The 26001-nt window shown below is 65.7% G+C and carries 26 protein-coding genes and 1 pseudogene; 17 read left to right on the forward strand and 10 right to left on the reverse strand.

Annotated elements, in window-relative coordinates:
• The first annotated feature begins 45 nt into the window (after window positions 1-45).
• Both BRAGE_RS0102220 and BRAGE_RS0102225 read left to right on the forward strand, forming a co-directional pair.
• Window positions 46-825 (forward strand): DUF899 domain-containing protein, encoded by a 780-nt coding sequence (locus BRAGE_RS0102220; RefSeq protein ID WP_027560670.1) that lies wholly within the window; start codon window positions 46-48, stop codon window positions 823-825.
• Entirely contained in the window at window positions 818-1072 is a 255-nt protein-coding gene (locus BRAGE_RS0102225; RefSeq protein WP_027560669.1) for a hypothetical protein, read from the forward strand. Before BRAGE_RS0102220 ends, BRAGE_RS0102225 begins: the two co-directional genes overlap by 8 nt.
• 35 nt (window positions 1073-1107) lie before the next feature.
• Here the strand turns inward: BRAGE_RS0102225 and BRAGE_RS0102230 are convergent, their stop codons facing one another.
• The 4 genes from BRAGE_RS0102230 to BRAGE_RS0102245 all read right to left on the reverse strand — a co-directional run bounded on the left by BRAGE_RS0102230 (window position 1108) and on the right by BRAGE_RS0102245 (window position 3724).
• On the reverse strand, window positions 1108-1629 hold the full coding sequence (locus BRAGE_RS0102230; protein ID WP_027560668.1) for a GNAT family N-acetyltransferase: 522 nt from the start codon (window positions 1627-1629) through the stop codon (window positions 1108-1110).
• A gap of 24 nt (window positions 1630-1653) precedes the next feature.
• Window positions 1654-2382, reverse strand: coding sequence for a dienelactone hydrolase family protein (locus BRAGE_RS47635; RefSeq protein ID WP_027560667.1), 729 nt, complete (start codon window positions 2380-2382; stop codon window positions 1654-1656).
• A 92-nt stretch (window positions 2383-2474) separates the two neighbouring features.
• Window positions 2475-2897 (reverse strand): c-type cytochrome, encoded by a 423-nt coding sequence (locus BRAGE_RS0102240; RefSeq protein WP_035730888.1) that lies wholly within the window; start codon window positions 2895-2897, stop codon window positions 2475-2477.
• Between the two features lie 110 nt (window positions 2898-3007).
• The gene (locus BRAGE_RS0102245) at window positions 3008-3724 is read right to left on the reverse strand and encodes a L,D-transpeptidase (protein ID WP_027560665.1); all 717 of its coding nucleotides are present in this window, start codon (window positions 3722-3724) and stop codon (window positions 3008-3010) included.
• Window positions 3725-3995: 271 nt separating this feature from the next.
• Here BRAGE_RS0102245 and BRAGE_RS0102250 point away from each other — a divergent pair, with 271 nt between their 5' ends.
• From BRAGE_RS0102250 to BRAGE_RS0102260, 3 genes are all read left to right on the forward strand, one after another.
• Window positions 3996-5048 carry a glycosyltransferase family 4 protein gene (locus tag BRAGE_RS0102250; RefSeq protein WP_027560664.1) on the forward strand — a complete coding sequence of 351 codons (1053 nt, stop codon included), beginning with the start codon at window positions 3996-3998 and terminating at the stop codon, window positions 5046-5048.
• Between the two features lie 33 nt (window positions 5049-5081).
• Entirely contained in the window at window positions 5082-5771 is a 690-nt protein-coding gene (locus BRAGE_RS0102255) for a class I SAM-dependent methyltransferase (RefSeq protein WP_027560663.1), read from the forward strand.
• A gap of 154 nt (window positions 5772-5925) precedes the next feature.
• Window positions 5926-6585 (forward strand): hypothetical protein, encoded by a 660-nt coding sequence (locus BRAGE_RS0102260; protein ID WP_027560662.1) that lies wholly within the window; start codon window positions 5926-5928, stop codon window positions 6583-6585.
• A 337-nt stretch (window positions 6586-6922) separates the two neighbouring features.
• Here the strand turns inward: BRAGE_RS0102260 and BRAGE_RS0102265 are convergent, their stop codons facing one another.
• Complete coding sequence (locus BRAGE_RS0102265) at window positions 6923-8587, reverse strand: aminotransferase class III-fold pyridoxal phosphate-dependent enzyme (RefSeq protein ID WP_027560661.1); 1665 nt, start codon at window positions 8585-8587, stop codon at window positions 6923-6925.
• A gap of 35 nt (window positions 8588-8622) precedes the next feature.
• On the opposite strand from BRAGE_RS0102265, the gene asd reads away from it, so the two are divergent.
• The 3 genes from asd (at window position 8623) to BRAGE_RS57850 (ending at window position 10981) form a co-directional block, all read left to right on the forward strand.
• Window positions 8623-9486: an archaetidylserine decarboxylase gene (gene asd / locus BRAGE_RS0102270; protein ID WP_027560660.1), complete on the forward strand. Its 864-nt coding sequence runs from the start codon at window positions 8623-8625 to the stop codon at window positions 9484-9486.
• 68 nt (window positions 9487-9554) lie between these two features.
• A complete protein-coding gene (locus BRAGE_RS0102275) occupies window positions 9555-10124 on the forward strand; it encodes an NUDIX hydrolase (protein WP_027560659.1) in 570 nt (189 codons plus the stop codon).
• Between the two features lie 254 nt (window positions 10125-10378).
• A complete protein-coding gene (locus tag BRAGE_RS57850; protein WP_416207761.1) occupies window positions 10379-10981 on the forward strand; it encodes a DUF3071 domain-containing protein in 603 nt (200 codons plus the stop codon).
• Between the two features lie 340 nt (window positions 10982-11321).
• On the opposite strand, the pseudogene BRAGE_RS57855 reads toward BRAGE_RS57850, so the two are convergent.
• Both BRAGE_RS57855 and BRAGE_RS0102285 read right to left on the reverse strand, forming a co-directional pair.
• Window positions 11322-12116, reverse strand: a pseudogene (locus BRAGE_RS57855) (FecR family protein); the annotation flags it as partial.
• 37 nt (window positions 12117-12153) lie between these two features.
• Entirely contained in the window at window positions 12154-12933 is a 780-nt protein-coding gene (locus BRAGE_RS0102285) for a DUF2147 domain-containing protein (protein ID WP_027560657.1), read from the reverse strand.
• 194 nt (window positions 12934-13127) lie between these two features.
• Here BRAGE_RS0102285 and BRAGE_RS0102290 point away from each other — a divergent pair, with 194 nt between their 5' ends.
• The 4 genes from BRAGE_RS0102290 (at window position 13128) to BRAGE_RS0102310 (ending at window position 16740) form a co-directional block, all read left to right on the forward strand.
• Window positions 13128-13994, forward strand: a complete 867-nt coding sequence (locus BRAGE_RS0102290) for a DUF2147 domain-containing protein (protein ID WP_027560656.1) — start codon at window positions 13128-13130, stop codon at window positions 13992-13994.
• Between the two features lie 271 nt (window positions 13995-14265).
• Entirely contained in the window at window positions 14266-14598 is a 333-nt protein-coding gene (locus BRAGE_RS0102295) for a hypothetical protein (protein WP_027560655.1), read from the forward strand.
• A 346-nt stretch (window positions 14599-14944) separates the two neighbouring features.
• On the forward strand, window positions 14945-16150 hold the full coding sequence (locus BRAGE_RS0102305) for an extensin family protein (RefSeq protein ID WP_027560654.1): 1206 nt from the start codon (window positions 14945-14947) through the stop codon (window positions 16148-16150).
• A gap of 8 nt (window positions 16151-16158) precedes the next feature.
• Window positions 16159-16740, forward strand: a complete 582-nt coding sequence (locus tag BRAGE_RS0102310) for a histidine phosphatase family protein (RefSeq protein WP_027560653.1) — start codon at window positions 16159-16161, stop codon at window positions 16738-16740.
• Window positions 16741-16758: 18 nt separating this feature from the next.
• On the opposite strand, the gene BRAGE_RS0102315 is transcribed toward BRAGE_RS0102310, so the two are convergent.
• Window positions 16759-17097 (reverse strand): DUF6665 family protein, encoded by a 339-nt coding sequence (locus tag BRAGE_RS0102315; protein WP_027560652.1) that lies wholly within the window; start codon window positions 17095-17097, stop codon window positions 16759-16761.
• Between the two features lie 53 nt (window positions 17098-17150).
• Entirely contained in the window at window positions 17151-17786 is a 636-nt protein-coding gene (locus BRAGE_RS0102320; RefSeq protein WP_027560651.1) for a TetR/AcrR family transcriptional regulator, read from the reverse strand.
• Between the two features lie 196 nt (window positions 17787-17982).
• Here BRAGE_RS0102320 and BRAGE_RS0102325 point away from each other — a divergent pair, with 196 nt between their 5' ends.
• From BRAGE_RS0102325 to BRAGE_RS0102340, 4 genes are all read left to right on the forward strand, one after another.
• Entirely contained in the window at window positions 17983-19293 is a 1311-nt protein-coding gene (locus BRAGE_RS0102325) for an HlyD family secretion protein (RefSeq protein ID WP_027560650.1), read from the forward strand.
• A 28-nt stretch (window positions 19294-19321) separates the two neighbouring features.
• Complete coding sequence (locus tag BRAGE_RS0102330) at window positions 19322-20905, forward strand: DHA2 family efflux MFS transporter permease subunit (RefSeq protein WP_027560649.1); 1584 nt, start codon at window positions 19322-19324, stop codon at window positions 20903-20905.
• A 506-nt stretch (window positions 20906-21411) separates the two neighbouring features.
• On the forward strand, window positions 21412-23211 hold the full coding sequence (locus BRAGE_RS0102335) for an ABC transporter ATP-binding protein (RefSeq protein ID WP_027560648.1): 1800 nt from the start codon (window positions 21412-21414) through the stop codon (window positions 23209-23211).
• Between the two features lie 64 nt (window positions 23212-23275).
• Complete coding sequence (locus BRAGE_RS0102340; RefSeq protein ID WP_027560647.1) at window positions 23276-24682, forward strand: MATE family efflux transporter; 1407 nt, start codon at window positions 23276-23278, stop codon at window positions 24680-24682.
• Window positions 24683-24762: 80 nt separating this feature from the next.
• On the opposite strand, the gene BRAGE_RS0102345 is transcribed toward BRAGE_RS0102340, so the two are convergent.
• Window positions 24763-25506: a sulfite exporter TauE/SafE family protein gene (locus BRAGE_RS0102345; protein WP_027560646.1), complete on the reverse strand. Its 744-nt coding sequence runs from the start codon at window positions 25504-25506 to the stop codon at window positions 24763-24765.
• 227 nt (window positions 25507-25733) lie between these two features.
• Here BRAGE_RS0102345 and BRAGE_RS0102350 point away from each other — a divergent pair, with 227 nt between their 5' ends.
• Window positions 25734-25997: a hypothetical protein gene (locus tag BRAGE_RS0102350; RefSeq protein ID WP_035730890.1), complete on the forward strand. Its 264-nt coding sequence runs from the start codon at window positions 25734-25736 to the stop codon at window positions 25995-25997.
• Window positions 25998-26001 lie beyond the last annotated feature (4 nt).

Consider the following 26001-nt stretch of genomic DNA (forward strand, 5'->3'; position numbering starts at 1 on the left):
CCGTGAGACGCGGAATGGTCGTTCAGGGAAGAGCTTTGGAGAACCATGATGACTTCAGCAGACAAACAGACCGCCATGCAGACACCGCCGGTGGTGTCGCCTCAGGACTGGGAGGCAGCCCGTCAGCAACTGCTCGTGAAGGAAAAGGCGCATACCCGTGCCCGCGACGCCCTGGCCGCCGAGCGCCGGCGCATGCCGTGGATGGAAGTGACCAAAACCTATGCGTTCGAGGGGCCCGGCGGCAAGGTCAGTCTGACTGATCTGTTCCAGGGGCGGCGGCAGCTGATCGTCTACCGCGCCTTCTTCGAGCCTGGCGTGTTCGGCTGGCCCGATCATGCCTGCCGCGGCTGCTCGATGGTCGCCGACCAGGTCGCCCATGTCTCGCATCTCAATGCCCGCGACACCACGCTGGTGTTCGCCTCGCGCGCGCCGCAGGCCGACATCGCCAGGTTGAAGAAGCGGATGGGCTGGACCATGCCCTGGGTCACCGTCACCGACAGCTTCGACAAGGATTTCGGCGTCGACGAGTGGCACGGCACCAACGTGTTCTTCCGCGACGGCAACCGCATCTTCCGCACCTATTTCGTCAAGAGCCGCGGCGACGAGCAGATGGGCGGCACCTGGAACTATCTCGACATCACGCCGCTCGGCCGGCAGGAGGTCTGGGAAGACTCGCCAAAAGGCTATCCGCAGACGCCGACCTACAAATGGTGGAACTGGCACGACAGCTACACCGAGGGCGCTGCACCCGACAAGAAATGGGTCGAGATCTCGGACGCCGGCGAGAAGGCGTTTCGCGAGGAGGCCGCGGAAGGCCGTGACTAGTCCCGTCAGCGCAACCGCCGGCGCCGGCCGCAATGGCATCGTGGCCCTGCGCCACCTCGCCAGATGGCTGGCCTTGGCGGCGACACCAACCTTCGCGATCATGGCCGTGCTGACGGCGGTGCTCGGCGGCCCGGCAGACATGCTGTGCGCCGCCGGGCAGGGGTCTCTGCTCGGCGGGATGGTGCCGATGTATCTCTTGATGAGCGCGTTTCATTCGGCGGCGTGGCTGAGGCTGATCGCGGAGTGACCGGGCGCCATCCGGTGAGAACCGGATGGCCTTTTTCACTTGCCGCTTCGGTCAAAGAACAAGGCCATCAGGATCTCATCGAAGTATCGGCCGTCCAGCTTGAGGGCTTTCACCTCGCGGCCGTACTCAACGAACCCGGCGCCAGTGTAGAGCCGGATAGCCGCCGCATTCTCGCTGACGACGGCAAGCTGGAGCTGTTCGACCCGCTCTGCGGCATGTGCCGCGAGCGCGTCGACGAGGCGACGCCCCACGCCGGATTTTCGCGCATCGGGGCGTACATACATGCCCCAGAGAACGGCCTTGTGCTCGGTCTTCGCGCCTTCTTGCCGCCAGAAGCCGGCGACGCCGACAAGCTCCTCCGCGATAAAGGCGCCGAAGACATCCGACGTCGTGAGACGCTCCTCGAACCAGGCAAGCGGCTTGTCCTGCTCGCGCGCGAACGCGCTGGCAAAGGCCTCGGGATGCGCGGCGAGGGCTTCCAGCCTGATGGTGCGGTAAGGAGCTGCGTCGGAAGCCGTGAGCAGCCTGATCGCGACGGTGGTGGGGACGTGCGGCATGACTAATGGATTCCCTGGGTTTGGCTAGCGCAGCTCCACTCCGAAGGCTTCCCCGAACAGGCCGAGCATCGCAGCCCAGGAGCGGCGATCGGCGGCTTCGTGATAGCCATGGTTCGGAAGCCCGGCCTCGATGAGCTCCGGATTGGTGAAGCCATGCGGCGCGCCGCCCTGGACAAGGACCTGCCAGTCGACGCTGCTCCTGCTCATGACGTCCTGGAAACTCGCGAGCTGCGCCAGCGACACCAGCGCGTCGGCAGCGCCATGACACACCAGCACCCTGGCCTTGATGTTGACGGCATCGTCCGGTCGTTCGCTGGTGAGCCCACCATGGAAGCTCACGACTGCCAGAAGATTGGCGCCGGCACGCGCCAGCTCGAGTGCGGTGGTGCCGCCGAAGCAATAACCGATCGCGGCGAGCTTGGTGGCATCGACCGCGGCGTGCCCGGCCAGCGCCAGATGCGCTGCCTGTGCCCGCTCGCGCCAGCGCGCGGTGTCGGCGCGGAGCGCGTTCATGAGCTCGATCGCCTGCGGCACGTCGGGCGCCGTTTTGCCGGCGCCGTAGAGGTCGGCCACGAGCACGGCGAAGCCAAGGGCGGCCAGGCGCTCGGCCCGGGCGATGGCCTGGGTGCCGATGCCGCGCGCGTCCGGAAACAGGACGATGCCGGGCCGTCTGAAGGCGGCGGAGTCATCCGCGACCAGAAGGCCTCGGAGCCGGGCGGCGCTGTCCTGATATTCGAGAATGGTTGTGCTCATTCGGCGTCCCTCGCCGGTTCAGAAGACCACGAGGGCCACGGAGGCGCAATTGTCGGTTGTCGCCGTGGAGCGGTTGGCTGCCGATCAGCCTGCTATTGCGCGCTTGGCGCCGCTTGCAGATAAGCAACCACCTTCGCCGCTTCCTCCGCTGACACACCGCCATAGGGCTGCATCTTGTTGCCGGACACGACCTCGTCCGGCTTGACCATGAAGCGGGTGAGCTTGTCCTGATCCCAGACGAAGCCAGCGTCCTTCATCGACGGAGAGTAGTTGTAGTCCGGCAGCGATCCGGCCTTTCGTCCGACGATCTTGTTGAGATTGGGACCGAGGCGGTTGTCGCCTTCCTTCACGGAGTGGCAGGTCCGGCAGGAATTGTTGAAGGCCTGCTGGGCTGCGTCGCCGCCTGCCGGCTGTTGCGCGCGCGAGGAAGGCGCGGACAAGAGCAACCCCAGCGCTCCGGCACAGGCGAGTCCGCGCAGCCAGGTGCCGGGCAAGGCTTGCAGGTGTGGTTGCATATGCACCTCCATGGCGAAACGCGCCGCAGCAGGCGCGCCGGAATGTCGAGGGCAAACGAAAACGGCCCCGGTGGGTTCCGGGGCCGTTTGCGTCACAATGTCCTGTCGCGTTAGCGCGTCGCGGCGCCGAGATCGGCGCGGCGCTCCGACATCGGCAACACGATCACCTTGGTGCCGACGTTGACGCGGGAATAGAGGTCGGTGACGTCTTGGTTGGTCATGCGGATGCAGCCGGAGGAGACGTGCTTGCCGATGGTCTCGGGCGCGTTGGTGCCGTGGATGCGGTAGATGGTGCCGCCGAGATACATGGCGCGGGCGCCAAGCGGATTGCCGGGGCCGCCGGCCATGTGGCGCGGCAGATAGGGCTGGCGGGCGATCATCTCCGGCGGCGGAGTCCAATCCGGCCACTCGGCCTTCTTGCTCACCGACTGGATGCCGGACCAGGTGAAGCCGTCGCGGCCGACGCCGATGCCGTAACGCAGCGCCTGGCCGTTACCGAGCACGTAATAGAGATAAGTGTTCGGCGTATCGATGATGATGGTGCCCGGCGCTTCACGCGTCGCGTAGGAGACGGTCTGGCGGCGGAAGCGTGCCGGCATCTCGACCGCGTCCTGATCCTCGGACGGCGCGGTCTGATAGGTCGGCGCCTGGTAGGGCTGATAGGGCTGCAGCGGCTGCGGCGCCGCCATCGGCGGCAGCGGCTGGAAGAACGGGAAGAGCTGCACGGGCGCGGCTTTGGCCGGGCCGGCAAATGCGATTGCGGAGATCGCGACTGCGCCAAAAGCAACGGCGCGCGAATACGTCTTGAACGTGTCCAGATTGAACATTGATCGCCCCTGTTTGCTCGGTGTGATGCCACCGCGGCACCGTTTCGGTGCTCCGTTGCCTAAATCCCTAACGGAAAGAAGTTTCGGGACGTTTGCGCGGAAAACCGAAAACGGTTTCGTCGCGGCAAGGATTGTTTCATGACAGTTTCGTGGCCGGGCGCGGCTGTTAACCAACAAAACAGCGGGCCGACATTTATGTGACGTCACACGCCTGAAATATCCTTGGTTGATGGTCCTAAGCCGAGAATCATCAACCTCTCGGGATTTCCCCATGCGGGTATTAATCGCGACTGACGCCTGGCATCCGCAGGTCAACGGTGTGGTCCGCACCCTGACCTCGCTGGCCAACGCGGCCAAGGCGCTCGACGTCGAGATCGACTTCCTTACCCCGGACGGCTTCCGGTCCTGGCCGCTGCCGACCTATCCGGGCCTGCGCATCGCGCTGCCGAGCGGAAAGGAGATCGCGCGGCGGATCGAGAAGGCGGCGCCCGACGCGCTGCACATTGCCACTGAAGGCCCGATCGGCTGGGCTGCGCGCGCCTATTGCCGCCGCAACCGCCTTGCGTTCACGACCTCCTATACGACGCGTTTTCCCGAATACGTCTCGGTGCGGACCGGCATCCCTGATGCCGTCGGCTATGCCGTGCTGCGCCACTTCCACGATGCCGCCGCCATGACCATGGTGGCGACGCCCTCGCTGCGGCAGGAGCTGTCCGAGCGCGGCTTCAAGCGGCTGGGCTTCTGGGGACGCGGCGTCAATACCGAGCTGTTCCATCCCGACAGTCCCGCCAAGCTCGATCTGCCGCGCCCGATCTTCATGACCATGGGCCGCGTCGCGGTGGAGAAGAACCTCGACGCCTTCCTCTCGCTTGACCTGCCCGGCACCAAGGTCGTCGTTGGCGACGGCCCGCAGAAGGCGGCGCTGGAGAAAAAATATCCCGATGCCGTGTTCCTCGGCGAGAAGAAGGGCGCGGATCTCACCGCGCATCTCGCAGCCGCCGACGTCTTCGTCTTCCCGAGCCTGACCGACACGTTCGGCGTGGTGCAGCTCGAGGCACTCGCCTGCGGCACGCCGGTTGCTGCGTTTCCGGTGACGGGCCCGAAGGACGTCATCGCTGATCATCCGATCGGCGCGATCGACCATGACCTGCGTACTGCGTGCCTGCGCGCGCTCACCATGTCGCGCGAGACCTGCCGCAACTTCGCGCTCGAGCGATCCTGGGAGAACAGCGCGCGCCAGTTCGTCGGCAATCTCACCTCACTTCAGCCCAGCCGCGTCCTGCGCGCCTCGCCCGTCATGGCGCGGCGGCCGGTGCGCGGTTGACCATAGCTTTGACCCACAGCGAGAACCTCATCGATGGCTAAGATCATGAACCTTGACGGCACCCAGCAGCTTGACCTCACCCGTGGCTCGGTCGAGCAGGCTTATGACCGCTGGGCGCCCGTCTACGATCTCGTGTTCGGCGGTGTGTTTGCCAAGGGCCGTCAGGCCGCGATCGCAGCCACCAACAAGATCGGCGGTCGTGTGCTCGAGGTCGGTGTCGGCACCGGCATCTCGCTGCCGCTGTACGCTCCGCATCTGCGCATCTTCGGCACCGACATTTCGGACGCGATGCTCGACAAGGCGCGCCGCCGCGTCAGCGAAGGCAACCTCAAGAATGTCGAGGGCCTCGCGGTGATGGACGCCGAGAAGCTCGAATTCCCCGACAATTCCTTCGACGTCGTGATGGCGCAGTATGTCGTCACCGCCGTGCCGAATCCGGAGAAGGCGCTCGACGAATTCGCCCGCGTGCTGCGTCCGGGCGGCGAGCTGATCATCCTGACCCGCGTCAGCGCCGACACCGGCATGCGCCGCTTCATCGAGCAGAAGCTCCAGCCCGTGGTGCGTCCGCTCGGCTTCCGCACCGCCGAGTTCGCCTGGTCGCGTTACGCGAAGTGGCTCTCCGGTGCCAATGGCATCGAGCTCGCCGAGCGCCGTCTGATTCCGCCGCTCGGCCACTTCTCGCTGGTGCGCTTCCGCAAGGTCGACGTCGCCAAGGCAGCCTGAGCAGGGCTGCGTACGAGCGGCGGCTCGCTCCGCCGCTCACGTGTTCGCGTGCGTCATCGCGTCGCTGCACATCGTCATATGACAAAATGATGATGTCACACGGCCTACATCGAATCCCTGTAAATCCTGAACCCGAAGCATTTTGGGGGAGAGCATGATCAAGAACTATCTCGAGCAGCTGCGGATCCAGCGCTGGGACGACCATCGCTACTATCACCACAGCCGCATCAATCAGAGCCTGCACTTCGTCAGCGCGCTGAGCTTTCTCTTCGCCTATGTCTGGCTGTTCGTCGACCCCGTGATCTCCGCCCTGGTCGGCTGGCTGGTCTCGATGACCTCGCGCCAGGCCGGTCACTTCTTCTTCGAGCCGCACGATTACGACCACATCAACCAGGCGACGCACGAGTACAAGGAAGAGATCAAGGTCGGCTACAACCTTCAGCGCAAGGTGGTGCTGATGGCGATCTGGGCGCTCTCGCCGCTGGTGCTGTTCGTCGATCCGACGCTGTTCGGCCTGTTCACCCCCTGGGCCAGCGTGACCGACTTCATGCGGCAGACGGCCAAGATCTGGCTCTTCATCGGCGGCGGCGGCCTCCTGTTCCGCACCGTGCACCTGTTCTTCATCCGCGACGTCGAGACCGGCCTCGTCTGGATGACCAAGATCCTGACCGACCCCTTCCACGATCTGATGCTCTATCGCTCTGCTCCGCTGGCGCTGATGCGCGGCGAGCTGATGGACCCGGGTCTGCACCTCAACCCCGAGCACACGCTGGGCCTCATCGCCGAGCCCGCGCTCGAAGAGCAGCACGCCTGAGCGCGCAGCTCACACAAAACACTCCGATGTCTGATGGTTGCGTCATGCCCGGCCTCGTGCCGGGCATCCACGTCTTGGGGATGCTTTCAAAGTGACTCTGGCGAGGAGCGCGCTCTCTTCACCTCGCCCCGCTTGCGGGGAGAGGTCGTTTTTGCGCGTAGCGCAAAGCCGGGTGAGGGGGGCTCTCCGCGGGGGCTCTGCTAGCTGGGCGTCCACCAACTCTCACCGCGCGCGCGGGGAGTCCCCCTCACCCCAACTCTCTCCCCGCAAGCGGGGAGAGAGGGAAGAGAGAGCGGTGTTCGGGGCGGCAGGTATGCGGTGTGCGCGTAGCGAAGCCTCAGCGCCCGAAGCGCTTGGCCAGCATCTCTTTCAAGATCTGCCGCTTGATGTTCTTGTTGGTGAGCACGCCGTCGTGCCACCAGAAGCCGTCGGCCTTCATCTTCTCGGCGGCGCGGACGAAGCGCTCGGCGACCTCAGCGAAGTCGGCGTCGGTGTAGTTCAGGCTGAAGATCAGCCGGCCGGTGCCGACCCAGCTCAGCGCCAGCCCTTCGGCGCGCAGATAGTATTGCAGCATCCAGTTGTAGCGGGATGGGGTGGTGTATTTCACCGTCCAGATCGACGAGAAGTTGGCGAACTGTACCGGCAGCTTGGCGTCGGTCATCATCTGGTTGAGCCTCGCGACGCGGCCGTTCCAGGTCGCATCCAGCCCGTCATAGATGGCGCGGAAGTTCGGGCTGGCGAGGCGGCTCAAGAACTCGTCCATCGCCGTCATGACGTAGGGATGCGAGTTGAAGGTGCCGCGCGCAAAGCAGATGTCGGCGGGCCGGTCGTCGCGGAAGCGGCGCATCAATTCCTTCTTGCCGCAGACCACGCCGACCGGCAGGCCGCCGGCGAGGCTCTTGCCGTAGGTCACCATGTCGGCCTTGACGCCGAAATATTCCTGGGCGCCGCCGGCGGCGAGACGGAAGCCAACGAAGACCTCGTCGAAGATCAGCACGATGCCGCGCTGGTCGCAGACCTCGCGCAGCTTCTTCAGCCATTCGGTGTAGGCGGCGCGATCGAAATTGCCGCCGCGGGAACTGTCGACCAGCGAGGAATCGCCGGGCGCGTTGCTGTTCGGATGCAGGCCCTGCAGCGGGTTGACCAGCACGCAGGCGATGTCCTTGCGCGTGCGCAGCACGTGCAGCGTCTTCTCGGACATCTCGGAAAGCGTGTAGGTCTCGTGCGCGGGAATCGGATTGCCGACACCGGGCTGCACGTCGCCCCACCAGCCGTGATAAGCGCCGGCGAAACGGACCAGATGCGTGCGCTTGGTGTGGTAGCGCGCAAGGCGCACGGCCTGCATCACGGCTTCGGTGCCGGACATGTGGAACGAGACTTCGTCGAGGCCCGAGATATGGCTGAGCCGCTGCACGTTCTCGAGGATGACGGGGTGGTAGGGACCGAGCACGGGACCGAGCGCATGCGCGCGCTTCTCGGAGCCCTCGATGCACTCCTTATAGAAGTCGTTGCCGAAGATGTTGACGCCGTAGGAGCCCGTGAGGTCGTAGGAAGTGTTGCCGTCGACATCGGTGACGGTGACGCCGCTCGAGGACTCCATGAAGGTCGAGGTGCCCAGATGCTCGCGGACGAGTCGCGAGAACTGGAACGGCACGCGGTAGCTTTCGGTGAAGTTGAGGTCGGAGATCGTCTCGGCCGCTTGCTTCGTCATCGCGCGGCCCTTGGGGTAGCGATCGGCGTAGAGAGCTGCGAGACGGAAGAAGGCGTCCTTGCGCTGCTTCACCACGTTGTCAGGCGCGCCGTCGCAGCCGAAATACTTGTCACCCTCGAACTCGTAGAACGGCAGCAGCTTGGCCACCCGCCGCGACATCTTGGAGTGTCCGGCGAGCGAGCGGTGCTTGGCGCGGGACAGTTCGACCCGCGCCTTGATCTTCGGGAGGACGGCGGCAGCAGACGCTGCGGCGGCCACGGACATCGAGAGAATCGGGAGTGTCGTTTCCATGACAACAAGCGCTAACCCTGCGAGCTGACAGATTCATGACAGTCAAAGCCCTCATTGCCTCTTTCACCCAGCAGGAAGACCTCAACTTCCTGTTGACCAACCGCATCCCCCGCGCGGCCCTGACCCGGTTCATGGGTTGGTTCTCCAAGATCGAGAATCCGCTGGTACGGGACTTCTCGATCGCGCTGTGGAAGCTGTTCTCCGACCTCGATCTGTCGGAGGCGCGCAAGACCCATTTCAGGAGTCTGCACGACTGCTTCACCCGGGAGCTCAAGCCTGGCCTGCGGCCCTTTGATCTCGATCCGGCGGTCGTCGCCAGCCCGTCCGACGGCATCGTCGGCGCCCATGGCCGGATCGCCGATACCGAACTGTTCCAGGTCAAGGGCGCGCCGTATTCGTTGCTGGACCTCGTCGGCGACTCCGCGCTGGTCGATCAGCACCGCAACGGAAGCTTCGTCACGCTGCGGTTGACCTCGAGCATGTATCACCGCTTCCATGCGCCCTATGACGCCCATATCGAGCGGGTCACGCTGATCCATGGCGACGTCTGGAACGTCAATCCGATCGCGCTCAAGCGCGTGGAGCGGCTGTTCTGCAAGAACGAGCGCGCGGTGATCCGCACGCATCTTTCGACCGGCGAGGCGGTGACGCTCGTGCCGGTTGCTGCGATCCTGGTCGCAAGCATTCGGTTGCACTTCCTCGACATGGTGCTGAACGCGCAGACCCGCGGCCCGGTCAATTTCCCCTGCGACGTCAACGTGACCAAGGGCGAGGAGCTCGGCTGGTTCGAGCACGGCTCGACCATCATCATCCTGGCGCCCGGCGATTTTACCTTCTGCGACGGTATCGCCGAGGGCACGCGCATTCGCGCAGGTCAAGCGCTGTTGAAAAGAAAGTAGCCTTCAATCTGCCCTGACCTTCGCCTATATCGTCCCCGGGGACGGTTCTGACGACGACGGATTGGGTGATGGCGCGAGCGCCGGTGATGGCGGCGGGTGGTATTGTGCTGCGGCGTGGTTCGACGCCGCTGATCGCGGTCGTGCGCCAGCGCAAGCGCAACGAATGGGTCCTGCCCAAGGGCAAGCTCGACGACGGCGAGACGCCGAAGGAAGCCGCGCATCGCGAGGTGCTCGAAGAGACCGGCCATGACGTGGCCATGCACGAATTTCTGGGCACGCTGGTCTACCAGTCGGGCGGGCGCTCCAAGGTCGTGCATTTCTGGCGGATGGAAGCCGATGGCGGTCCCGTCCGCAAGCTGATGAACGACATCAAGGCGGTGGACTGGCTGACACTCGACGACGCGCTCGCCCGCCTGTCGCGTGAATATGAGCGCGCGTTCCTGACGCAAGTCGGCCCGATCGCGCTTGCGGCCGCTGGGCCGGTGCCCGCGCCTGCGCCCGAGCCGGCGCCAACGCTGGCGGCCGACGACATCGATGCCGCCTTGCAGACGCTGACACCGGCTGAGGCCGCCTCCGTCGACGAACTGCGGCATGGCCTGTTGCAGAAGGTGCGGGCCTGGCTTCGCGGCGAGGCATGAGGGCTCTTTACCTCTCCCCGCTCTTCAGCGGGGAGAGGTCGGATCGCGCAAGCGATCCGGGTGAGGGGCTGGGCACACCGTTGCAAGAATGGAAGTCCATCCGACTCGTACGATTGAGTTGAGTGCTGCGCTTACGATTGAAATCGAGTTCGCGGAAGCAGCCCCTCACCCCAACCCTCTCCCCGTAATAGCGGGGCGAGGGAGTGCACCGAGCGCACTGATGCACGCCACACTTCACCGCCGCTCCTTCTCCTTTGGAGCCGACGCCGGTTTGCGCGGGGCTGCGGGGCGTTGCGCGCTGGGGAGGCGCTGCCCGAATCCGCCTTGGCGCTGCATGCCCGGCTGTTGCAGCGCTGGCGGCTGCCCGGGTTGCAGGCCGGTGCGCGGCGTTTGCGGAGCCGGTGCTTGTGGAGCGGTGCCGCCCGGCTGAGGCGGTGTCACGGCTCCGGGTTGCGCCGGATTCTGTCCACCGCGCGGCGGCTGGGTTTGCGGCGTGCCGCCTGGCTGCGTGCCTTGCTGACCGCTTTGCCCCGCGCGCGGTGCACCTGTCGGACGTCCGGCACCTTGCTGCTGACCGGGCTGTTGTTGACCCCGTTGCTGCTGGCCCTGTTGCTGCTGCCCTTGACCTGCGCGTTGGCCACCCGGCTGCACGGCGCCGCCTTGTCCTTGTTGTCCTTGTCCCTGCCGCTGCGGCGGCTGCGCACCTTGGCGGCCCGGCGTGCCCGGCTGTTGCTGTTGACCGGGACGGTTGTTCTGGCCGGGCTGGCCGTTCGGCCGCTGCGGTTGCTGACCCGGCGCTGTCGTGGGGCGCAATTGCTGCTGCTGCGGCGGCTGGGTGGGACGCGGAATGCGGCTGATCGCGGCCGGATTGGCGCGGCGGAAGTCGCGCTGCTCGGTGACGATCTGCCGGCCCGTGCTCTGCGCCAGATGCACCTGGCTGACGAAGCCGCGGTCGCGCGCGATCTGCTGCGCCGGAATCGTGATCGGCACCGCGGCGAAGCGCATGACGCCGGCGGTGGCTGCGCCAGGCCGGATCGCAAAGCCGCTCGCGGCCCGCGTCAGCGCGCCGAGCCGCGTGCCGCTGCTGCGGTCGTCGACGTCGATGTGGCCGACGCGGCCGTCGGCGTCGGGATAAAGTTTGATGTTGACGTTGTTTGCTTTGTTCGCCGCAGCGCCTTCCGGCACGTCGACGACGCCGGTAGTGCCGCGGATGCCGAGCGTCGCGGTCGGCGTCGTGATCTTCATGTCGCCGGTCTTCGCCACCGCCGCGGCGACGAACGCGACCGTGCCCTTGCCGATGTCGAAGATCGCCGAGTTCTGCTTGCCGCCGTCCTCATAGACGTAATTGTCGATGGTGATCTTGGCGCTGGCGGAGAGGTTGAACGTGGTCGCGTCGTTGAAGGTGATGCCGAGCGAGGAGTTCGACGAGGTCTGCACGACGTCGTTGAGATAGATGTCGTCGCGCACGCGCAGCGGATAGGAATTCCTGTCGCGGATCACGGTCGCGATCCCCGTCACGGTCGCGACGTTGCCGATCGGCTCGACGGCGGTGGTCTGCGCGTCTGCCGCCGGCGTCGGCGAAGCCGATGGTGTTGGCGATGCCGATGGCGTCGGGGAGGCGGCAGGTGCCGGCTGCGCCTGCGCGATTTCAATTGCATCGGATGCACAAGCCACGCGCACGCCGGCCAGCGGCAAGGCCAGCACGAGCGCGAACACGAAGCGGCGCCAAGCCACCAATGAAGTCACGAGGAGGTCCCGGTGAGAACGCGAGGCGAGATCGGCCGATATCAGCCGCAGGGAGCTGAATGGCGGATGAACATGAGTCGCGAGGGAGGGGCGAACGTTCGAACGGTGCGGGGCGGTGTCGGCGGAGGGCGGTCTGTTCTTGCTCGTCATTCCGGGGCGCGACGAAGTCGCGAACCCGGAATCTAGGAGTTGTGGTGAGAGTTCGTCGCTCGAGATCCCGGGTTCGATGCTTCGCATCGCCCCCATTGCGCAATTGCGCAATAGGGATGACGCGCTTCGCGCGTCAGCTCACGCGCTTCCAGGTCTGGCCGCCGCAGAACATGCCGCCGAAGGCGCAGCCCTGCACGCGCATCGCGTTCGGGCCCTTCATCGCGATCGTGGAGTCGTAGTTGCGGCCGGAGTCGGGATCGTGGATGCGGCCGCTCCACTTCGCGCCATCGGGCTTCATGTTGATCAGGATGCGCTCGTTGGTCTTCTGGGCGTAACCGCACAGATTGGGACCGCACTGCTCGACACGGACATTGCCCTTGTTCTCTTCGGTCGCCCAAACGCCGATCGGCGAGTTCGGTGCCGCCACGGGCGCGGCGGCCACCGGCGCCGGAGCCGCAGCAACGGGCGCGGGCGCAGCGACAGGAACGGGAGCCGCAACGGGCGCGGGCTGCGTATTGTTGTCGTAGCCGGCGGCCGGCGCGGCGGCGACCGTCGTGGCCGGAGCGGGTGCGGCAGGCGCGGCCGGCGCGGTCGCCTGGACCGGCGCCTGCTGCACGGGCTGCCGCTGCACCGGAGCCGGCGCGGGCTGCGTGGTCGTGGCCGGAGCCGGCGTGGTGTCGACATCATCGTCCTTGGAGCCGCCGAGGCCGTTGAGGTTGATGTTGTTCAGCCTGATCGGCTTATTCGACAGGCCAGGGGCGACAATAGTCACGCAATCGAGCGAAGCGCAGTTGCGCGGCGTCTCGATGCGGATGTGCTGGCCGTCGATCTGGAACGAGATCGAGTTGCCGGCATGCGCCGCGGCGGTCGAGGCGAGGAAAAGCGCGGCGGCGGCGATGGTGAGCTTGTTCATGACAACCTCCGAAAATGGCGCGGTCCCGGTATGGACTGGTGTCGCTGGTGGATGAAGCGTGGTTCGACCCTACGCCGCGCCCGTCCCGCCTTCCGTGATGAACGTCACAACGCCGGTGCGCCACTGGGTGAGGCAGCGCACATTCGGCCACCCGTCATCTGCGTAACGTCTCGGGGAAACAGAGGAGAGCACCGATGACGCGGCTTGTGACTTCGGTCGGGACGTTGATCGCATTGATGGCGATGGCGCCCGCGGCGCAGGCCGGTTCCTACTCGTTTTCGGTCGGCGGCCATCGGTTCCATGTCGAGGCGCCGCGCAATTGCCGGTCCACGTCCTGTGTTTCGATGTCCAGCCACAGCTTGCGGAGGACGGACGATGTCAGCACGGCACCGGCCCCGCCGCCCGCACCGGTGGTCCAGGCACCGCAGCCGGTCACTCCGGTTGCTCCGACGAGGCCAGTGCAACCGACGGTCCTCGCGCCTCCACCGGCTCCGCCCGCCCCCGTCCTTGCCGCAACGACATCACAACCCGTCGCGCCGCCGCCGGCCCCAAAAACTGAAGCGCTGAGCCCCGATCCGCCGCGGGTTGAGCTGTCACGCCTGGATCCGCCGAAGACGATTACGCTTGACCCGCCGCGGATGGAGGCGCCGGCCGCGGACCCCGAGATCATGCCGGCCAAACCGAGCGCGAAGCGCAGCGACGATGATCCGGCCTATCTGCCGCTCGGCGAATGGGAGAGCACGGGCGCCAATGGCACCGTCCGCATCGAACGCTGCGGCCCGGCGCTGTGCGGCTTCGCACTCACCGACGCGTCCACCCGCGGCGAGAGTGTGCTCGTCAACATGAAGCCGAAATCGCACGACCTCTGGACGGGCAGCATCTACAGCCGCTCCACCGGCAACACCTATTATGCGACGATGACGCTGAAGGCCTCCGGCAGGCTCCACGTCGAAGCCTGCGCGCTCGGCCGCTTCTGGTGCTCCGGAAACGATTGGACGAGAGTCGAGGAACCGCGCGAGCAGCTGATCACGACGTCGCGGCAGTGGAGTGCGAGGTCGTAGATCTTTTTCTCTCCTCGCGAAGCGAGGCAGGAGAGGGATCTCTCCCCGCGACGACAGTATCGTAGGGTGGGCAAAGCGAAGCGTGCCCACCGCCTCTCGCGTCCGGCAAAAGATCGTGGGCACGGCGCAAGTGCGCCTTTGCCCACCCTACGATTCCGGGCTGGCGGAGAGAAAGCAACGCACCCCTGTCCAATTTGTAATCCCTCGGCTCCGAACCCGCCTCGCGCTTGCATGCGACCGATGGCTGACGACGCATGCAAGGAGAGCCAACATGAAACGTCTCGGCCTGATCGCCGCGCTGCTGCTTGGCAGCGCGATCTCGGCTCACGCCGACACCGACATCTGGGACAACATGCTGAAGCAGAAACGCGGCGACGATGCGCTGCATGTCGACAGCGCGTCTTGCGATGCGCAGGTCGGCGCGCCGCAGAACGGGGTGGCGACATCCGCGCAGTACAAGCGCTGCATGCGCGCGCGGGGCTGGCGCTTCAGTCATACCCGCCGCGAGAAAGATGATCGCTATCCCGACCCTGACAATCCCGGGATGATGTGCCGCGATTTCAAGATCGGCGGCGTCACGGGATCGGAATGCTCGAACTTCTGATCGTAGCAAAATGTCCGGCGGCTGGATGATCCAGCGCAGGCGGGTGAGCCGGTGATGCGGTCGGTGTCGTCTCTAGATGTCGTCTTCTAGATCATGCCGAGCACGATGGCGCCGACAAAGGCCATGGCGAGGTACGCGGTGACTATACTCAGTCTCCCGGCGAACGTCATGAGATGTCTCCATGCGCGCCTCTTTGCGCGCTGACAGTATGGTTAACAGAAAGTCTCCTTCCTAAAAAGTCAGCCCTGCTGTCGCGCATTCTACGCGCACGCAGACCGGCATGATTAAAGAACGCTGAAGCCGACACGTTGAAGAGTCTTTAAGTAAATTCACCGAACGTGCGTGCATGACGCGCGGAGTTCGTTTGTATCTCGTCGGCTCCATCGTCCTTGTTTCGCTTGCGGGTTGCGGACGCGGTTTTTTCCAGGCCGAACGTGAACCGTGGCGGGCCGAGGCCGAGGCCGCGTGCCTGAAATCGGGCGCGGTGAAAGAGGGGCCAGACCTCGTCCGCATCGACCCGATCTCCGGCCCCGGCATGTGCGGCGCCGAGTTTCCGCTCAAGGTCGCGGCCATCGGCGAAGCCTCCGGCACCTATGGTTTTGCCGACGAGGCGCTGCGCCCGCCCGGCAGCATCGGCAACCAGCCGCGCTGGCCGGTGAGACAGCCGCAATCGAATTATCCGCAAGGCCAGGCCTATCCGGCATCGTCCTATCCGCAGCGCCCGAACTATCCCGAGAGCGCGGTGCGCCAGCCGTCCGGCTATGGCGCCTCATCCGGCCCGATGTCGCTGAATGCGCCCGGCGTGGCGCCGCAGGAAGACGAGATCGATCTGCCCCCCGAGGGCACCGATGCCGCGGGCGCGGCGCGCTACATGAATGCCCCGAGCTATCCGACCCGGCCGGCGCCATATTCGCAGCCGCCGGCGCAGCAGCCGTTGCCGCGCCTTGGTCCCGCGCAGGGCAATCCCGTGACCGCGGTCGGTCCGGTCGCGGTGAAGCCGACCGCGACGCTCGCCTGTCCGATCGTGTCCGAGCTCGACCGCTGGCTCGCCGACACAGTGCAGCCGTCGGCGACGCGCTGGTTCGGCGCCCGCGTGGTCGAGATCAAGCAGATCTCCGCCTATTCCTGCCGCGGCATGAACGGCAATCCGCATGCCCACATCTCCGAGCACGCCTTCGGCAACGCGCTCGACATCTCGGCCTTCGTGCTCGCGGACGGCCGCCGCATCACCGTCAAGGACGGCTGGCGCGGCATGCCGGAAGAGCAGGGCTTCCTGCGCGACGTGCAGTCGGGCGCATGCGCGCATTTCACCACGGTGCTGGCGCCCGGATCGAACGTCTATCACTACGATCACATCCACGTGGATCTGATGCGTCGCGCCAGCCGCCGCCTGATCTGCCAGCCGGCCGCCGTGTCCGGCGACGAGGTTGCCTCGCGCGCACAGCGGCGCAGTCCCTATGCGAGCTCGCGCGATCCCTACGTGACCGGCTCACTCGGCGCGCGCAAGAGCACGACGCGCAAGCAGGAAGAAGACGAGTACGCCGACGATTAAGGCCCGGAATGTCCATCGTCCGCTATCTCACCCATCCCCAGGTGCAAATCGATCCCGACGTTCCGGTGCCGCAATGGGGCCTGAGCCCGACCGGACGTGCGCGCACCGAAGCGCTCGCGCAGGCAAGCTGGCTCGCCCACACCACGCAAATCGTCTCCAGCGGCGAGCGCAAGGCGATCGAGACCGCTGAGATCATCGCTATCAGGCTCGGCATTATGATCGAGATCCGCGAGGCCATGCACGAGAACGACCGCTCGGCGACCGGCTTCCTGAAGCCGGCCGAGTTCGAACAGGTCGCCGACCGGTTCTTCGCGGAGCCGCATCTCAGCGTCCGCGGCTGGGAGCGCGCGATCGATGCGCAGGCGCGCATCGTGCGCGAGGCCGAAGCCGTGCTGGCGCGCAATCGTCCGGGCGATATTCTTTTCGTCGGCCATGGCGGCGTCGGCACGCTGCTGTTCTGCCACACTGCAGGCTATCCCATCGACCGCGTCCACGATCAGCCGGCCGGCGGCGGCAATTTGTTCGCGTTCGCGCGCGACGGGCGGCAGGTCGTGCATGGCTGGCGCCGGATGGAGGAGGTCGCGGCGTAGCTCCGCCGACCTAACAACTCATTTCGCGCTCGGCTTTGACGGGGCGGGGGCCAGCCCCATGCAGCGCTGCACCTCGGCGGGGACGTTGTAGGTGCGCATGATGTGGCGGCTGTCGCGCAGGCCCGTCGCCTCGCGTTGCACCACGAACATCCAGAGCGCGTGACCGGCTTCCGCCACCAGCTTGCGCCTTGCCAGTTGCGAGGGCGTCGTCTCCGAGAGCGCATGAGCAGCGTCGAATTCGCGCAAGCGCGTCAGCGCCTGTTCGAGCGTACGGCCCATCCGTCCAAGCGCTGAGGCCTGTTCCTGGACGATCTCGTAATGGAGGATATCGACAGGCGGGCGAAGATCACGGGACATGGCACTCAATATAATGCCGCGCTACCGGCGCGCGCAACGCGGCGCGCTTGCCGCTATTTCGCCTGATACGCCGCCAGAAACATCCGCGTCGCGCTGTCGACGACCTCGGTCATGCGCGCTTCCGACGGCGCGGGCGCGGCCTGGAAGATGAAGGGAAGAAAGAGCGAGGCCTTGCACAGTTCCATGAATTGCGAGGCCGCGAGGTCGCAATCGTCGATCCTGAGATTGCCGGAGGCGACGTGGGCCTTCAGATAATCGGAGAGGCGGTTGATGGTCTTGTCCAGCACCCGCGCATAATAGCGGCGGCCGACATCGGGCATGCGCTCGGCGATCGCCATCACGGTGCGGATCGCCGATCCGCCGCCGGGCCGGCAGAGCAGGTGGATGTAGGCCCGTCCAAAATCCTTCAGCGTGGTCTCGGCATCGCGCGCGGGATCGAAATTGAACACGACCTGGCCGTGCTGGAGCGCCTCCTGCTCGAGGATGGCTTCGAACAGCGCGCATTTGTCGGCGAAGTAGACGTAGAGCGTGCCCTTCGAGACCTGCGCGGCGCGCGCGATCTCGCCCATGCTGGCGCCGTCAAAACCGAGATCCATGAACACCTTGCGGGCCCCGTCCAGGATCTGGCGGCGCTTGGTGCTGTCCTCCTCTTGGACGACGCGGAGATGTTCGCGGCCGACTACAACCATTGGTTCAGGGTCTCGGCAGGTTTTTGGATCGGGTCCAGGGCCATGAACCCGAATAAAGGATTCGGGCCGATACGGTCGACCCGGGAATAAGATGTATATTGACCGAACGGTTCGGTCAATGATATTTGGAATGCACGAGAGGGAGCCGTCCGCAGGACGGCCATCCCTGGTCGTGCTTTTTTATGGGGAGGCCGTCATGGCCGTATCGAGAGACCAGGCTGCGCGCGTGCTTCGCCAGGACACGGTGGAGACGACGCCGGAGCGGGCGGGCAGCGAGGCTGCGACCGAAAACCCCGCCGCCCTTGCCGAGCAGTTGCGCTCTCATGTGGCCGAGGAAACCAAGCGCCGCACCAGTGAGGCGCCGGAGAAGCCCGTGACCGACAAGCCGGCTGCACCTGCTGCCGCCGATGCGCCGAAATCCGGCAAGCGCAAATTCGTGCTGATGGGCGTCGGCCTCGTGCTGGCGCTCGCGGCCGCAAGCTATGCCGGCTATTACACGCTGGTCGGCCGCTTCTACGTTTCGACCGACGACGCCTATGTCCGCGCCAACAACACCATGCTGGGCGCGCGCGTTGCCGGCCACATCTCCTCGGTCCTCGCCGGCGACAACACGCCCGTGAAAGCCGGCGACATCGTCTTCCGCATCGACGATGGCGACTACAAGATCGCGGTCGACGCCGCCGCGACCAGGATCGCGACCCAGCAGGCCACCATCGATCGCATCGGCCGCCAGATCGCGGCGCTCGAAAGCCAGGTCGTGCAGGCCAAGGCGCAGCTGGTCTCGGCCGAAGCCGGCCTCAAGCGCGCCGATCTCGACTATGAGCGCCAGCAGGCGCTGAGCAGCAAGGGCTTTGCCTCGCGCGCCACCTTCGAAAGCTCGGAAGCCGGACGCGACCAGGGCGCCGCCGCGGTGAAGGCCGCGCAGGCCGCCTACGACGTCGCGGTCAGCAATGTCGACGTCACCAAGGCGCAGCAGGCCGAAGCGCAGGCGCAGCTCGCCGAGCTCAAGACCACGCTGGCGAAAGCCCAGCGCGATCTCGCCTTCACCGCGGTGCGCGCGCCGGTCGACGGCACGTTCTCCAACCGTCTCGTCAACGCCGGCGATTTCGTCGCGGTCGGCCAGCGTCTTGGCAACATCGTGCCGCTCGACGACGTCTATATCGACGCCAATTTCAAGGAAACGCAGCTCAAGCGCATCCGCGCCGGCCAGCCGGTGACGATCAAGGTCGATGCCTACGGCATGCGCAAGTTCTCCGGCGTGGTCGACAGCATCGCCGCGGGCGCAGGCTCCGTGTTCACGCTGCTGCCGCCCGACAACGCCACCGGCAACTTCACCAAGATCGTGCAGCGCGTGCCGGTCCGCATCCGCGTGCCGAAATCGGTCGCGAGGCAGAACCTGCTGCGCGCCGGCATGTCGGTCTATGCGACCGTCGACACCAACAAGGGCGCGGCCGACGCCGACAGCGAGGTCGATCTCGACGATCCCACCGCGATCCATCCGCAGTAGCCGCGCCTGAGCGCTGCGAGGTCACACCATGGCCAACGCCACCACCGCTTCCTCCGCCATGATGGCGAACCCCGCCGAAGAGCGCATCGCGCCGAAGCGGCTGTTCGCGTTCATCATCATGGTGTTCGGGATGTTCATGTCGATCCTGGACATCCAGATCGTCTCGGCGTCTTTGAGTGAAATCCAGGCCGGCCTGTCGGCGAGCTCTAGCGAAGTCTCCTGGGTCCAGACCGCCTATCTGATCGCCGAAGTCATCGCGATCCCGCTGTCCGGATTTCTGTCGCGCGCGTTCGGCACGCGGCTGTTGTTCGCGATCTCGGCGGCTGGCTTCACCTTCTCGAGCCTGCTCTGTGGCTTCGCCACCACCATCGAGGAGATGATCCTCTGGCGCGCGCTGCAGGGATTCCTCGGCGCCGGCATGATCCCGACCGTTTTCGCCTCGGCCTACACGGTGTTCCCGCGCACGAAATTCCATATCGTCGGCCCGATCATCGGGCTTGTTGCGACGCTGGCTCCCACGATCGGCCCGACGGTCGGCGGCTACATCACCGACCTGATGTCCTGGAACTGGCTGTTCTTCATCAATGTCGTTCCCGGCATCGCCATCACGCTGGGCGTGCTGGCGCTGGTCGATTTCGACGAGCCGCATTTCGAGCTGCTCGACCGCTTCGACTGGTGGGGCCTGTTGTTCATGGCCGGCTTCCTCGGCACGCTCGAATATGTGCTGGAGGAAGGCCCGCAATATGAATGGATGCAGGACACCTCAGTGGCGATCTGCGCCTGGATCTGCGCGATCTCCGCGATCGCGTTCTTCTGGCGCGTGTTCACCGCGGCCGAGCCGATCGTCAATTTGCGCACCTTCTCCAACCGCAATTTCGCGATCGGCTGTGTGCTCCAGTTCTGCATCGGCATCGGCCTCTACGGCCTGACCTACATCTATCCGCGCTATCTCGCCGAGGTGCGCGGCTACAGCGCGCTGATGATCGGCGAGACCATGTTCGTCTCCGGCATCACCATGTTCCTGGTCGCGCCGCTGGTCGGCCGGCTCATGGTCAAGTTCGACATGCGCTACATGATTGCGTTCGGTCTCGTCGTTTTCGCGATCGGCTCCTACCAGATGACCTGGATCACCCGCGACTACGATTTCTACGAGCTGCTGGTGCCGCAGATCCTGCGCGGCATCGGCATGATGTTCGCGATGGTGCCGACCAACAACATCGCGCTCGGCACGCTGGCGCCCGACCGGGTCAAGAACGCCAGCGGCCTGTTCAACCTGATGCGCAATCTCGGCGGCGCGGTCGGGCTCGCCGTCATCAACACCGTGCTCAACGACCGCACTGATCTGCACATCACGCGCCTGCAGGAACGCGTGCACTGGGGTAACGCCACCGCGACCGAGACGCTGACCATGCTCCAGCAGAAATTCCAGGGGCTCGGCGATTCCACGCTGATGGCGATGAAGCAGCTCAGCCAGATCGTGCACCGCCAGGCCGTGGTGATGAGCTTTGGCGATGCCTTCTTCATGCTGACGCTGTTCTATCTCGGCCTCAGCGTGCTGGTGACGCTGCTGAACAAGCCGGCCTCGCTGGCCGGCGGTGGCGACGCGCATTGAGTGCGCCACATAGTCGGTGTCGTCGCCCGGCTTGACCGGGCGACCCAGTATTCCACCAGCGGCGGTGGGGTACGGAGAAGCCGCGGCGTACTGGGTCCCCCGCCTTCGCGGGGGATGACAGCGGAGGTTCAGGCGAGGGCACTGCGCAAAGTGTCGCGCACCAACGCACCCCGCACCAAATTGCAACACTCATCCGTGATCTCGCACGGGCCCCGTTGCAAACCGGAAACGACACATCTATAAAGCGCACCTCATTCAATCGAACCGGGAGGGATTTGCATGATTTCGTCGCAGTCGCAGATCGTACGCCCGCGCTCGATGATCGCCTGGCTCGGTATGTACGCGGCCTGTTAGAGGCCCTTTCCGCCGGCTTCGATTGGGCACATCGTCCCGATCGCTCCTCTTCCCAAGTCAAAATCAGTTCTCAGTGACGCCGTCTCGGCCCGCGTGGCCGGCTTGCGTCCATCGATGGAGCCGGCCTGCGCCAAACGCAGCCGGATGATGCCATGACCGCTTTGTCAAAGAAGCCCGCGGCGATACGCGTGGTGTTGCCCTTCGTGTTCCGCCACTGGCTGAAGCAGCCGGGGCGCACGCTGATCGTCGCCGGCGGCCTGTTGGGCGCGACCGTCGCCGACCTGTTCATGCCGGTCTTCTCCGGACAACTGGTCGATGCGTTGACGCGCGGTTCAGCCGACCTCGATGCGCGCCACGCCGCGCTGGTCGCATTCGGCGCCATCGTGGCGCTCGGTGCAGTCTCCGTGGTGCTCCGGCTGATCGGCCTCCAGGCCATCGTGCCGTTCACGCTGAAGACCATGACGGAGGTGGCGCAGGACGCGTTCATGCGCGTGCAGCGTTTCTCGACCGATTGGCACGCCAACTCCTTCGCCGGCTCCACCGTGCGCAAGATCACGCGCGGCATGTGGGCGCTCGACCTGCTCAACGACACCATCCTGATGGCGTTGGCGCCGTCTTTGCTGGTGCTGATCGGCTCCATGGTCCTGATCGGCCTGCACTGGGCCTCGCTCGGCGCGGTGATCGCGGTGGGCGCGCTGTTCTACGTCACCATCACCGTGGTGTTCTCGACGCGGTACATCGCGCCGGCCGCGCGCGTCTCCAACGCCTGGGACACCAAGGTCGGCGGCACGCTGGCGGATGCGTTGACCTGCAACGCCGTGGTGAAATCCTTCGGCGCGGAGCTACGCGAGGATACGCGGCTCGCCCGCGTCATCAGCCGCTGGCGCGTTCGGGTGCGGCGGACCTGGTTCCGCTACAACTACACCGCCATGGCGCAGCTTGCGCTGCTGCTGTGCCTGCGGGCGTCGGTGATCGGCGGCTCGGTGCTGCTGTGGATGTACGGGCACGCCTCGCCCGGCGACGTCACCTATGTGCTGACGAGCTATTACGTCATCCACGCCTATCTGCGCGACGTCGGCATGCACATCAACAACCTCCAGCGTGCCGTGAACGACATGGACGAACTCGTGGCGATCCATGACGAGCCGATCGGGATCGTCGATGCCGCGGGCGCCCGGCCGATCGCGATCGAGGGCGGCGAGATCGTGTTCGATGACGTCACGTTCCTCTATGGCGGCCATCGCGCGCCGCTATACGACGGACTGTCGGTCACGATCCGCGCCGGCGAGCGCGTCGGCCTGGTCGGCCGCTCCGGTTCCGGCAAGACGACCTTCGTCAAGCTGGTGCAGCGGCTCTATGACGTCTCCGGTGGTCGTGTGCTGATCGACGGGCAGGACATCGCGCTGGCGACGCAGCAATCGCTGCGCAGCCAGATCGCGATCGTGCAGCAGGAGCCGATCCTGTTCCACCGCTCGCTCGCCGAGAACATCGCCTATGGCCGGCCCGGCGCCAGCCTGGAGGCGATCGAGCAGGCGGCGCGGCTCGCCAATGCGCACGACTTCATCCTGCGCCTGCCCAAGGGCTACGGCACGCTGGTGGGCGAGCGCGGCGTGAAACTGTCGGGCGGCGAGCGGCAGCGCGTGGCGCTGGCGCGCGCCTTCCTGGCGGATGCGCCGGTGCTGATCCTGGACGAGGCGACCTCGAGCCTCGATTCGGAATCGGAGGCGCTGATCCAGCAGGCGATGGAGCGGCTGATGAAAGGCCGCACCTCGATCGTGATCGCGCACCGGCTGTCGACGGTGAGAAGTCTCGATCGGATCCTGGTGTTCGACCGCGGCGAGATCGTCGAGCAAGGCACCCATGCCATGCTCGCGGGCAAGCCGGGCGGCATCTATCGCGGCCTGTTCGAGCGCCAGGTGGTGGAGCTCGGGCACGTCGCGGCAGCGGAGTGAAGGAAGTGCAATGGCGCGTGGCTGACGGACGATCGCCAGCCACGCCGCCAGAGGATGGAATGACATGAAAGACCTGACGCACGGCTCCATCGTGAGACATATCCTGGCCATGGCGCCGCCGATCATGCTCGGCATGGTCACGATCATGATCTGCCAGCTGGTCGATCTGTACTTCGTCTCGGGTCTCGGCGAAGCCGCGGTGGCGGGCGTCGCCGCGGCCGGCAATGCCGGCTTTCTCGTCAACGCGCTGTTGCAGGTGCTCGGCGTCGGCACGGTGGCGCTGGTCGCGCATGCCGTGGGACGCAAGGATCGGCACGATGCCAATCTGATCTTCAACCAGGCGATCGCGATGTCGATGCTGTTCGGCCTATTGACCCTGGTCATGGGCGCGGCGCTGTCGCGCCTCTACATGCGTTCGGTCGCCGCGGACCAGGCCACGATCGAGGCGGGGACCACATACCTGTTGTGGTTCATGCCGGCGCTCGCGCTGGAATTCGCCATGCAGGTGCTGGCCTCCGCGATGCGCGCCACCGGCATCGTGCGCCCCGCGATGCTGGTGCGGGCCGTCGCGGTCGCGATCAACATCGCACTGGCGCCGGTTCTGATCTCGGGCTGGGGCACCGGCCACGCGCTCGGCGTCGCCGGCGCCGGGCTGGCGAGTTCGATCGCGGTCGCCATCGGCGTCCTGATGCTGCTGGTCCATTTCCGCAAGGTCGAGCGCTATGTCGTCTTCGATCCGGCGCAGTGGCGGCCGCAGCTTCGGCACTGGAAGCGGATCCTCAATGTCGGCCTGCCGGCCGGCGGCGAGTTCGTGATGGTCTTCATCATCATGGGCGTGGGTTATTATGTGCTCAGCATTTTCGGCCCGGCGGCGCAGGCAGGATTTGGCATCGGGACGCGTGTCCTCGGCCTGATCCAGATGCCGGCGCTCGCCGTTGCCCTCGCCGCAGGGCCGATCGCCGGCCAGAATTTCGGTGCCGGCAATGGTGCGCGCGTGCGCGAGACCTTCGTCAAGGCGGCGCTGGTCGCGACTGCCGTGACGATCGTCTTCCTGATTCTCGCGCAGGCCGCGCCGGGTCTGTTGCTGACCGGTTTCTCGAACGACCCGGAGACGATGGCGGTTGCCTCGCTGTTTGTGCGCATCATCTCGCTCAACATGGTGGCGCAGGCGCTGATCTTCACCTGCTCCAGCATGTTTCAGGGGCTGGGCAACACCAAGCCGGTGCTGTGGACCTCGGCAATACGGGTCCTCACCTATTCGCTGCCGTCGATCTGGCTCTCGACATGGCCGGGCTTCCGGATGGAGCACGTCTGGTATTTGTCGATCGTGACGACCACGCTGCAGGCGGCCTTGAACGTGTGGCTGTTGCGCCGCGAGTTTACGAAGCGCCTTGCCCTGCCGCTGAAGGAGGCGGCGTCCGGGCAGGCGGAGGCTCGACCGGTCGCGCCTCCCGTGCGTGAGCCCGCTTAGCGGCGGCTTGTGACCTGCCCACGGCTCCGGCTCATTTGCGGCGCCGTGAGCATGGCGCTCGCCGCGAACAAGGCCGCAAGCTAAATTGCGCCAATGCTGTTCCAGACGAGCGTCAGGCCCGACAGGAACAGCAGGCCGAGCACGACGTCGCCAAAGTGCTTGTCGTTCAGTGCGTGATAGACGCGGGCGCCGGCCCATGCGCCGATCAGCGTGCCCGGAAAGGCGACGGCTGCGAGCCAGACCACCTTGAATGCAACGAGACCCGAGGCGGTCTGCAACACCAGCGCGGCTGCGAGCACGGTGAAATTGAAGAGCTGGAAGATGCCGCGCCGCTCATGCCTGTTCCAGCCGCGGATATTGGCCCACAGGATCGGCAGCGGCCCGGACAGTCCGGCGAGGCCGCCCAAAATGCCGCCGGCAAATCCGATCGCGCCGTCGGCGATGCGGCCGCCGAATTTGACGGCGAGCGGTCTCTTGTTCAGGTAGAGCGCCGATGAAAAGATCAGGATCAGCACGCCGACGCTCAGCTTAAACACTTTGGGATCGGCGGAGGCGACCATCATGGTGCCGAGCGGCACGCCGATCAATCCTCCGATCAGGAATGGCCAGACCAGCGACAGGTCAAAACTCTTCCACATCGACGGCAGCGTCGAGGTCTGCGCGATCACCGAGCAGATCAGCACCAGGGGCACCGCGAGCGAGGGCGGCAGCACGTAGAGCCAGATGCCGAGCGCCATCAGCGCCGTGCCGAATCCGGCCAGCCCCGAGACGAAGCCTCCGGCCAGCGCGCCGAACAGCAGCAGCACGTAGGTGAGCGTTTCCAACGGATTGTCCTTGTTGCAATGGGCGATGCCGGATTGTTGATCGCCACTGCCCGCATAGCACAGCCGCAGCCGGGGCGGTCAATTTCAAAACCGCACGCAAGCGTGATCCGCGACCGCGGGCGCTCGCGAAAGACCGGCCTACATGATCGTCGTACTTCAATTGGGGCCTCCCGACGCTAGGTGCGCTTCGATCGGCGTGTTCCCCGTTTAGATGATGGAGCATGATCATGACCGGCACGAAGATGGCCGTCTCGGCCGCGCTGCTGTCGGCGATGGCCTTGATGCCGACTTTGGCGCAGGCACAGTTTTCAGAGCCCGCGGCCTATCAGGCCGCACATCCCGACCGCGATGTGCTCAATGGCGGCCAGCTCACGCCCGCAGCACGCGCGGCACTTGGCCAGCAGGGAATGCCGAGCAATGCCTATGCGGCTTATCCGTCAGCCGTTGCGCCGGTGGTGCATCCGCGTCATCGCCGTCACCATCAGCAATGAACGC

Origin of the sequence: Bradyrhizobium genosp. SA-4 str. CB756, from assembly GCF_000473125.1 — a bacterium.
Classification (GTDB): domain Bacteria; phylum Pseudomonadota; class Alphaproteobacteria; order Rhizobiales; family Xanthobacteraceae; genus Bradyrhizobium; species Bradyrhizobium arachidis.

What these genes read in the sequence shown, in the direction of transcription:
- BRAGE_RS0102340 (WP_027560647.1), top strand. Translation starts at nt 23,276, where the DNA reads ATGAAAGACCTGACGCACGGCTCCATCGTGAGACATATCCTGGCCATG.
- BRAGE_RS0102265 (WP_027560661.1), bottom strand. Translation starts at nt 8,587, where the DNA reads ATGGAAACGACACTCCCGATTCTCTCGATGTCCGTGGCCGCCGCAGCG.
- BRAGE_RS47635 (WP_027560667.1), bottom strand. Translation starts at nt 2,382, where the DNA reads ATGAGCACAACCATTCTCGAATATCAGGACAGCGCCGCCCGGCTCCGA.
- BRAGE_RS0102310 (WP_027560653.1), top strand. Translation starts at nt 16,159, where the DNA reads ATGTCCATCGTCCGCTATCTCACCCATCCCCAGGTGCAAATCGATCCC.
- BRAGE_RS0102295 (WP_027560655.1), top strand. Translation starts at nt 14,266, where the DNA reads ATGAAACGTCTCGGCCTGATCGCCGCGCTGCTGCTTGGCAGCGCGATC.
- BRAGE_RS0102275 (WP_027560659.1), top strand. Translation starts at nt 9,555, where the DNA reads ATGGCGCGAGCGCCGGTGATGGCGGCGGGTGGTATTGTGCTGCGGCGT.
- BRAGE_RS0102255 (WP_027560663.1), top strand. Translation starts at nt 5,082, where the DNA reads ATGGCTAAGATCATGAACCTTGACGGCACCCAGCAGCTTGACCTCACC.
- BRAGE_RS0102245 (WP_027560665.1), bottom strand. Translation starts at nt 3,724, where the DNA reads ATGTTCAATCTGGACACGTTCAAGACGTATTCGCGCGCCGTTGCTTTT.
- BRAGE_RS0102315 (WP_027560652.1), bottom strand. Translation starts at nt 17,097, where the DNA reads ATGTCCCGTGATCTTCGCCCGCCTGTCGATATCCTCCATTACGAGATC.
- BRAGE_RS0102220 (WP_027560670.1), top strand. Translation starts at nt 46, where the DNA reads ATGATGACTTCAGCAGACAAACAGACCGCCATGCAGACACCGCCGGTG.
- asd (WP_027560660.1), top strand. Translation starts at nt 8,623, where the DNA reads ATGACAGTCAAAGCCCTCATTGCCTCTTTCACCCAGCAGGAAGACCTC.
- BRAGE_RS0102320 (WP_027560651.1), bottom strand. Translation starts at nt 17,786, where the DNA reads ATGGTTGTAGTCGGCCGCGAACATCTCCGCGTCGTCCAAGAGGAGGAC.
- BRAGE_RS0102330 (WP_027560649.1), top strand. Translation starts at nt 19,322, where the DNA reads ATGGCCAACGCCACCACCGCTTCCTCCGCCATGATGGCGAACCCCGCC.
- BRAGE_RS0102285 (WP_027560657.1), bottom strand. Translation starts at nt 12,933, where the DNA reads ATGAACAAGCTCACCATCGCCGCCGCCGCGCTTTTCCTCGCCTCGACC.
- BRAGE_RS0102260 (WP_027560662.1), top strand. Translation starts at nt 5,926, where the DNA reads ATGATCAAGAACTATCTCGAGCAGCTGCGGATCCAGCGCTGGGACGAC.
- BRAGE_RS0102350 (WP_035730890.1), top strand. Translation starts at nt 25,734, where the DNA reads ATGACCGGCACGAAGATGGCCGTCTCGGCCGCGCTGCTGTCGGCGATG.
- BRAGE_RS0102305 (WP_027560654.1), top strand. Translation starts at nt 14,945, where the DNA reads ATGACGCGCGGAGTTCGTTTGTATCTCGTCGGCTCCATCGTCCTTGTT.
- BRAGE_RS0102240 (WP_035730888.1), bottom strand. Translation starts at nt 2,897, where the DNA reads ATGCAACCACACCTGCAAGCCTTGCCCGGCACCTGGCTGCGCGGACTC.
- BRAGE_RS0102290 (WP_027560656.1), top strand. Translation starts at nt 13,128, where the DNA reads ATGACGCGGCTTGTGACTTCGGTCGGGACGTTGATCGCATTGATGGCG.
- BRAGE_RS0102325 (WP_027560650.1), top strand. Translation starts at nt 17,983, where the DNA reads ATGGCCGTATCGAGAGACCAGGCTGCGCGCGTGCTTCGCCAGGACACG.
- BRAGE_RS0102250 (WP_027560664.1), top strand. Translation starts at nt 3,996, where the DNA reads ATGCGGGTATTAATCGCGACTGACGCCTGGCATCCGCAGGTCAACGGT.
- BRAGE_RS0102230 (WP_027560668.1), bottom strand. Translation starts at nt 1,629, where the DNA reads ATGCCGCACGTCCCCACCACCGTCGCGATCAGGCTGCTCACGGCTTCC.
- BRAGE_RS0102335 (WP_027560648.1), top strand. Translation starts at nt 21,412, where the DNA reads ATGACCGCTTTGTCAAAGAAGCCCGCGGCGATACGCGTGGTGTTGCCC.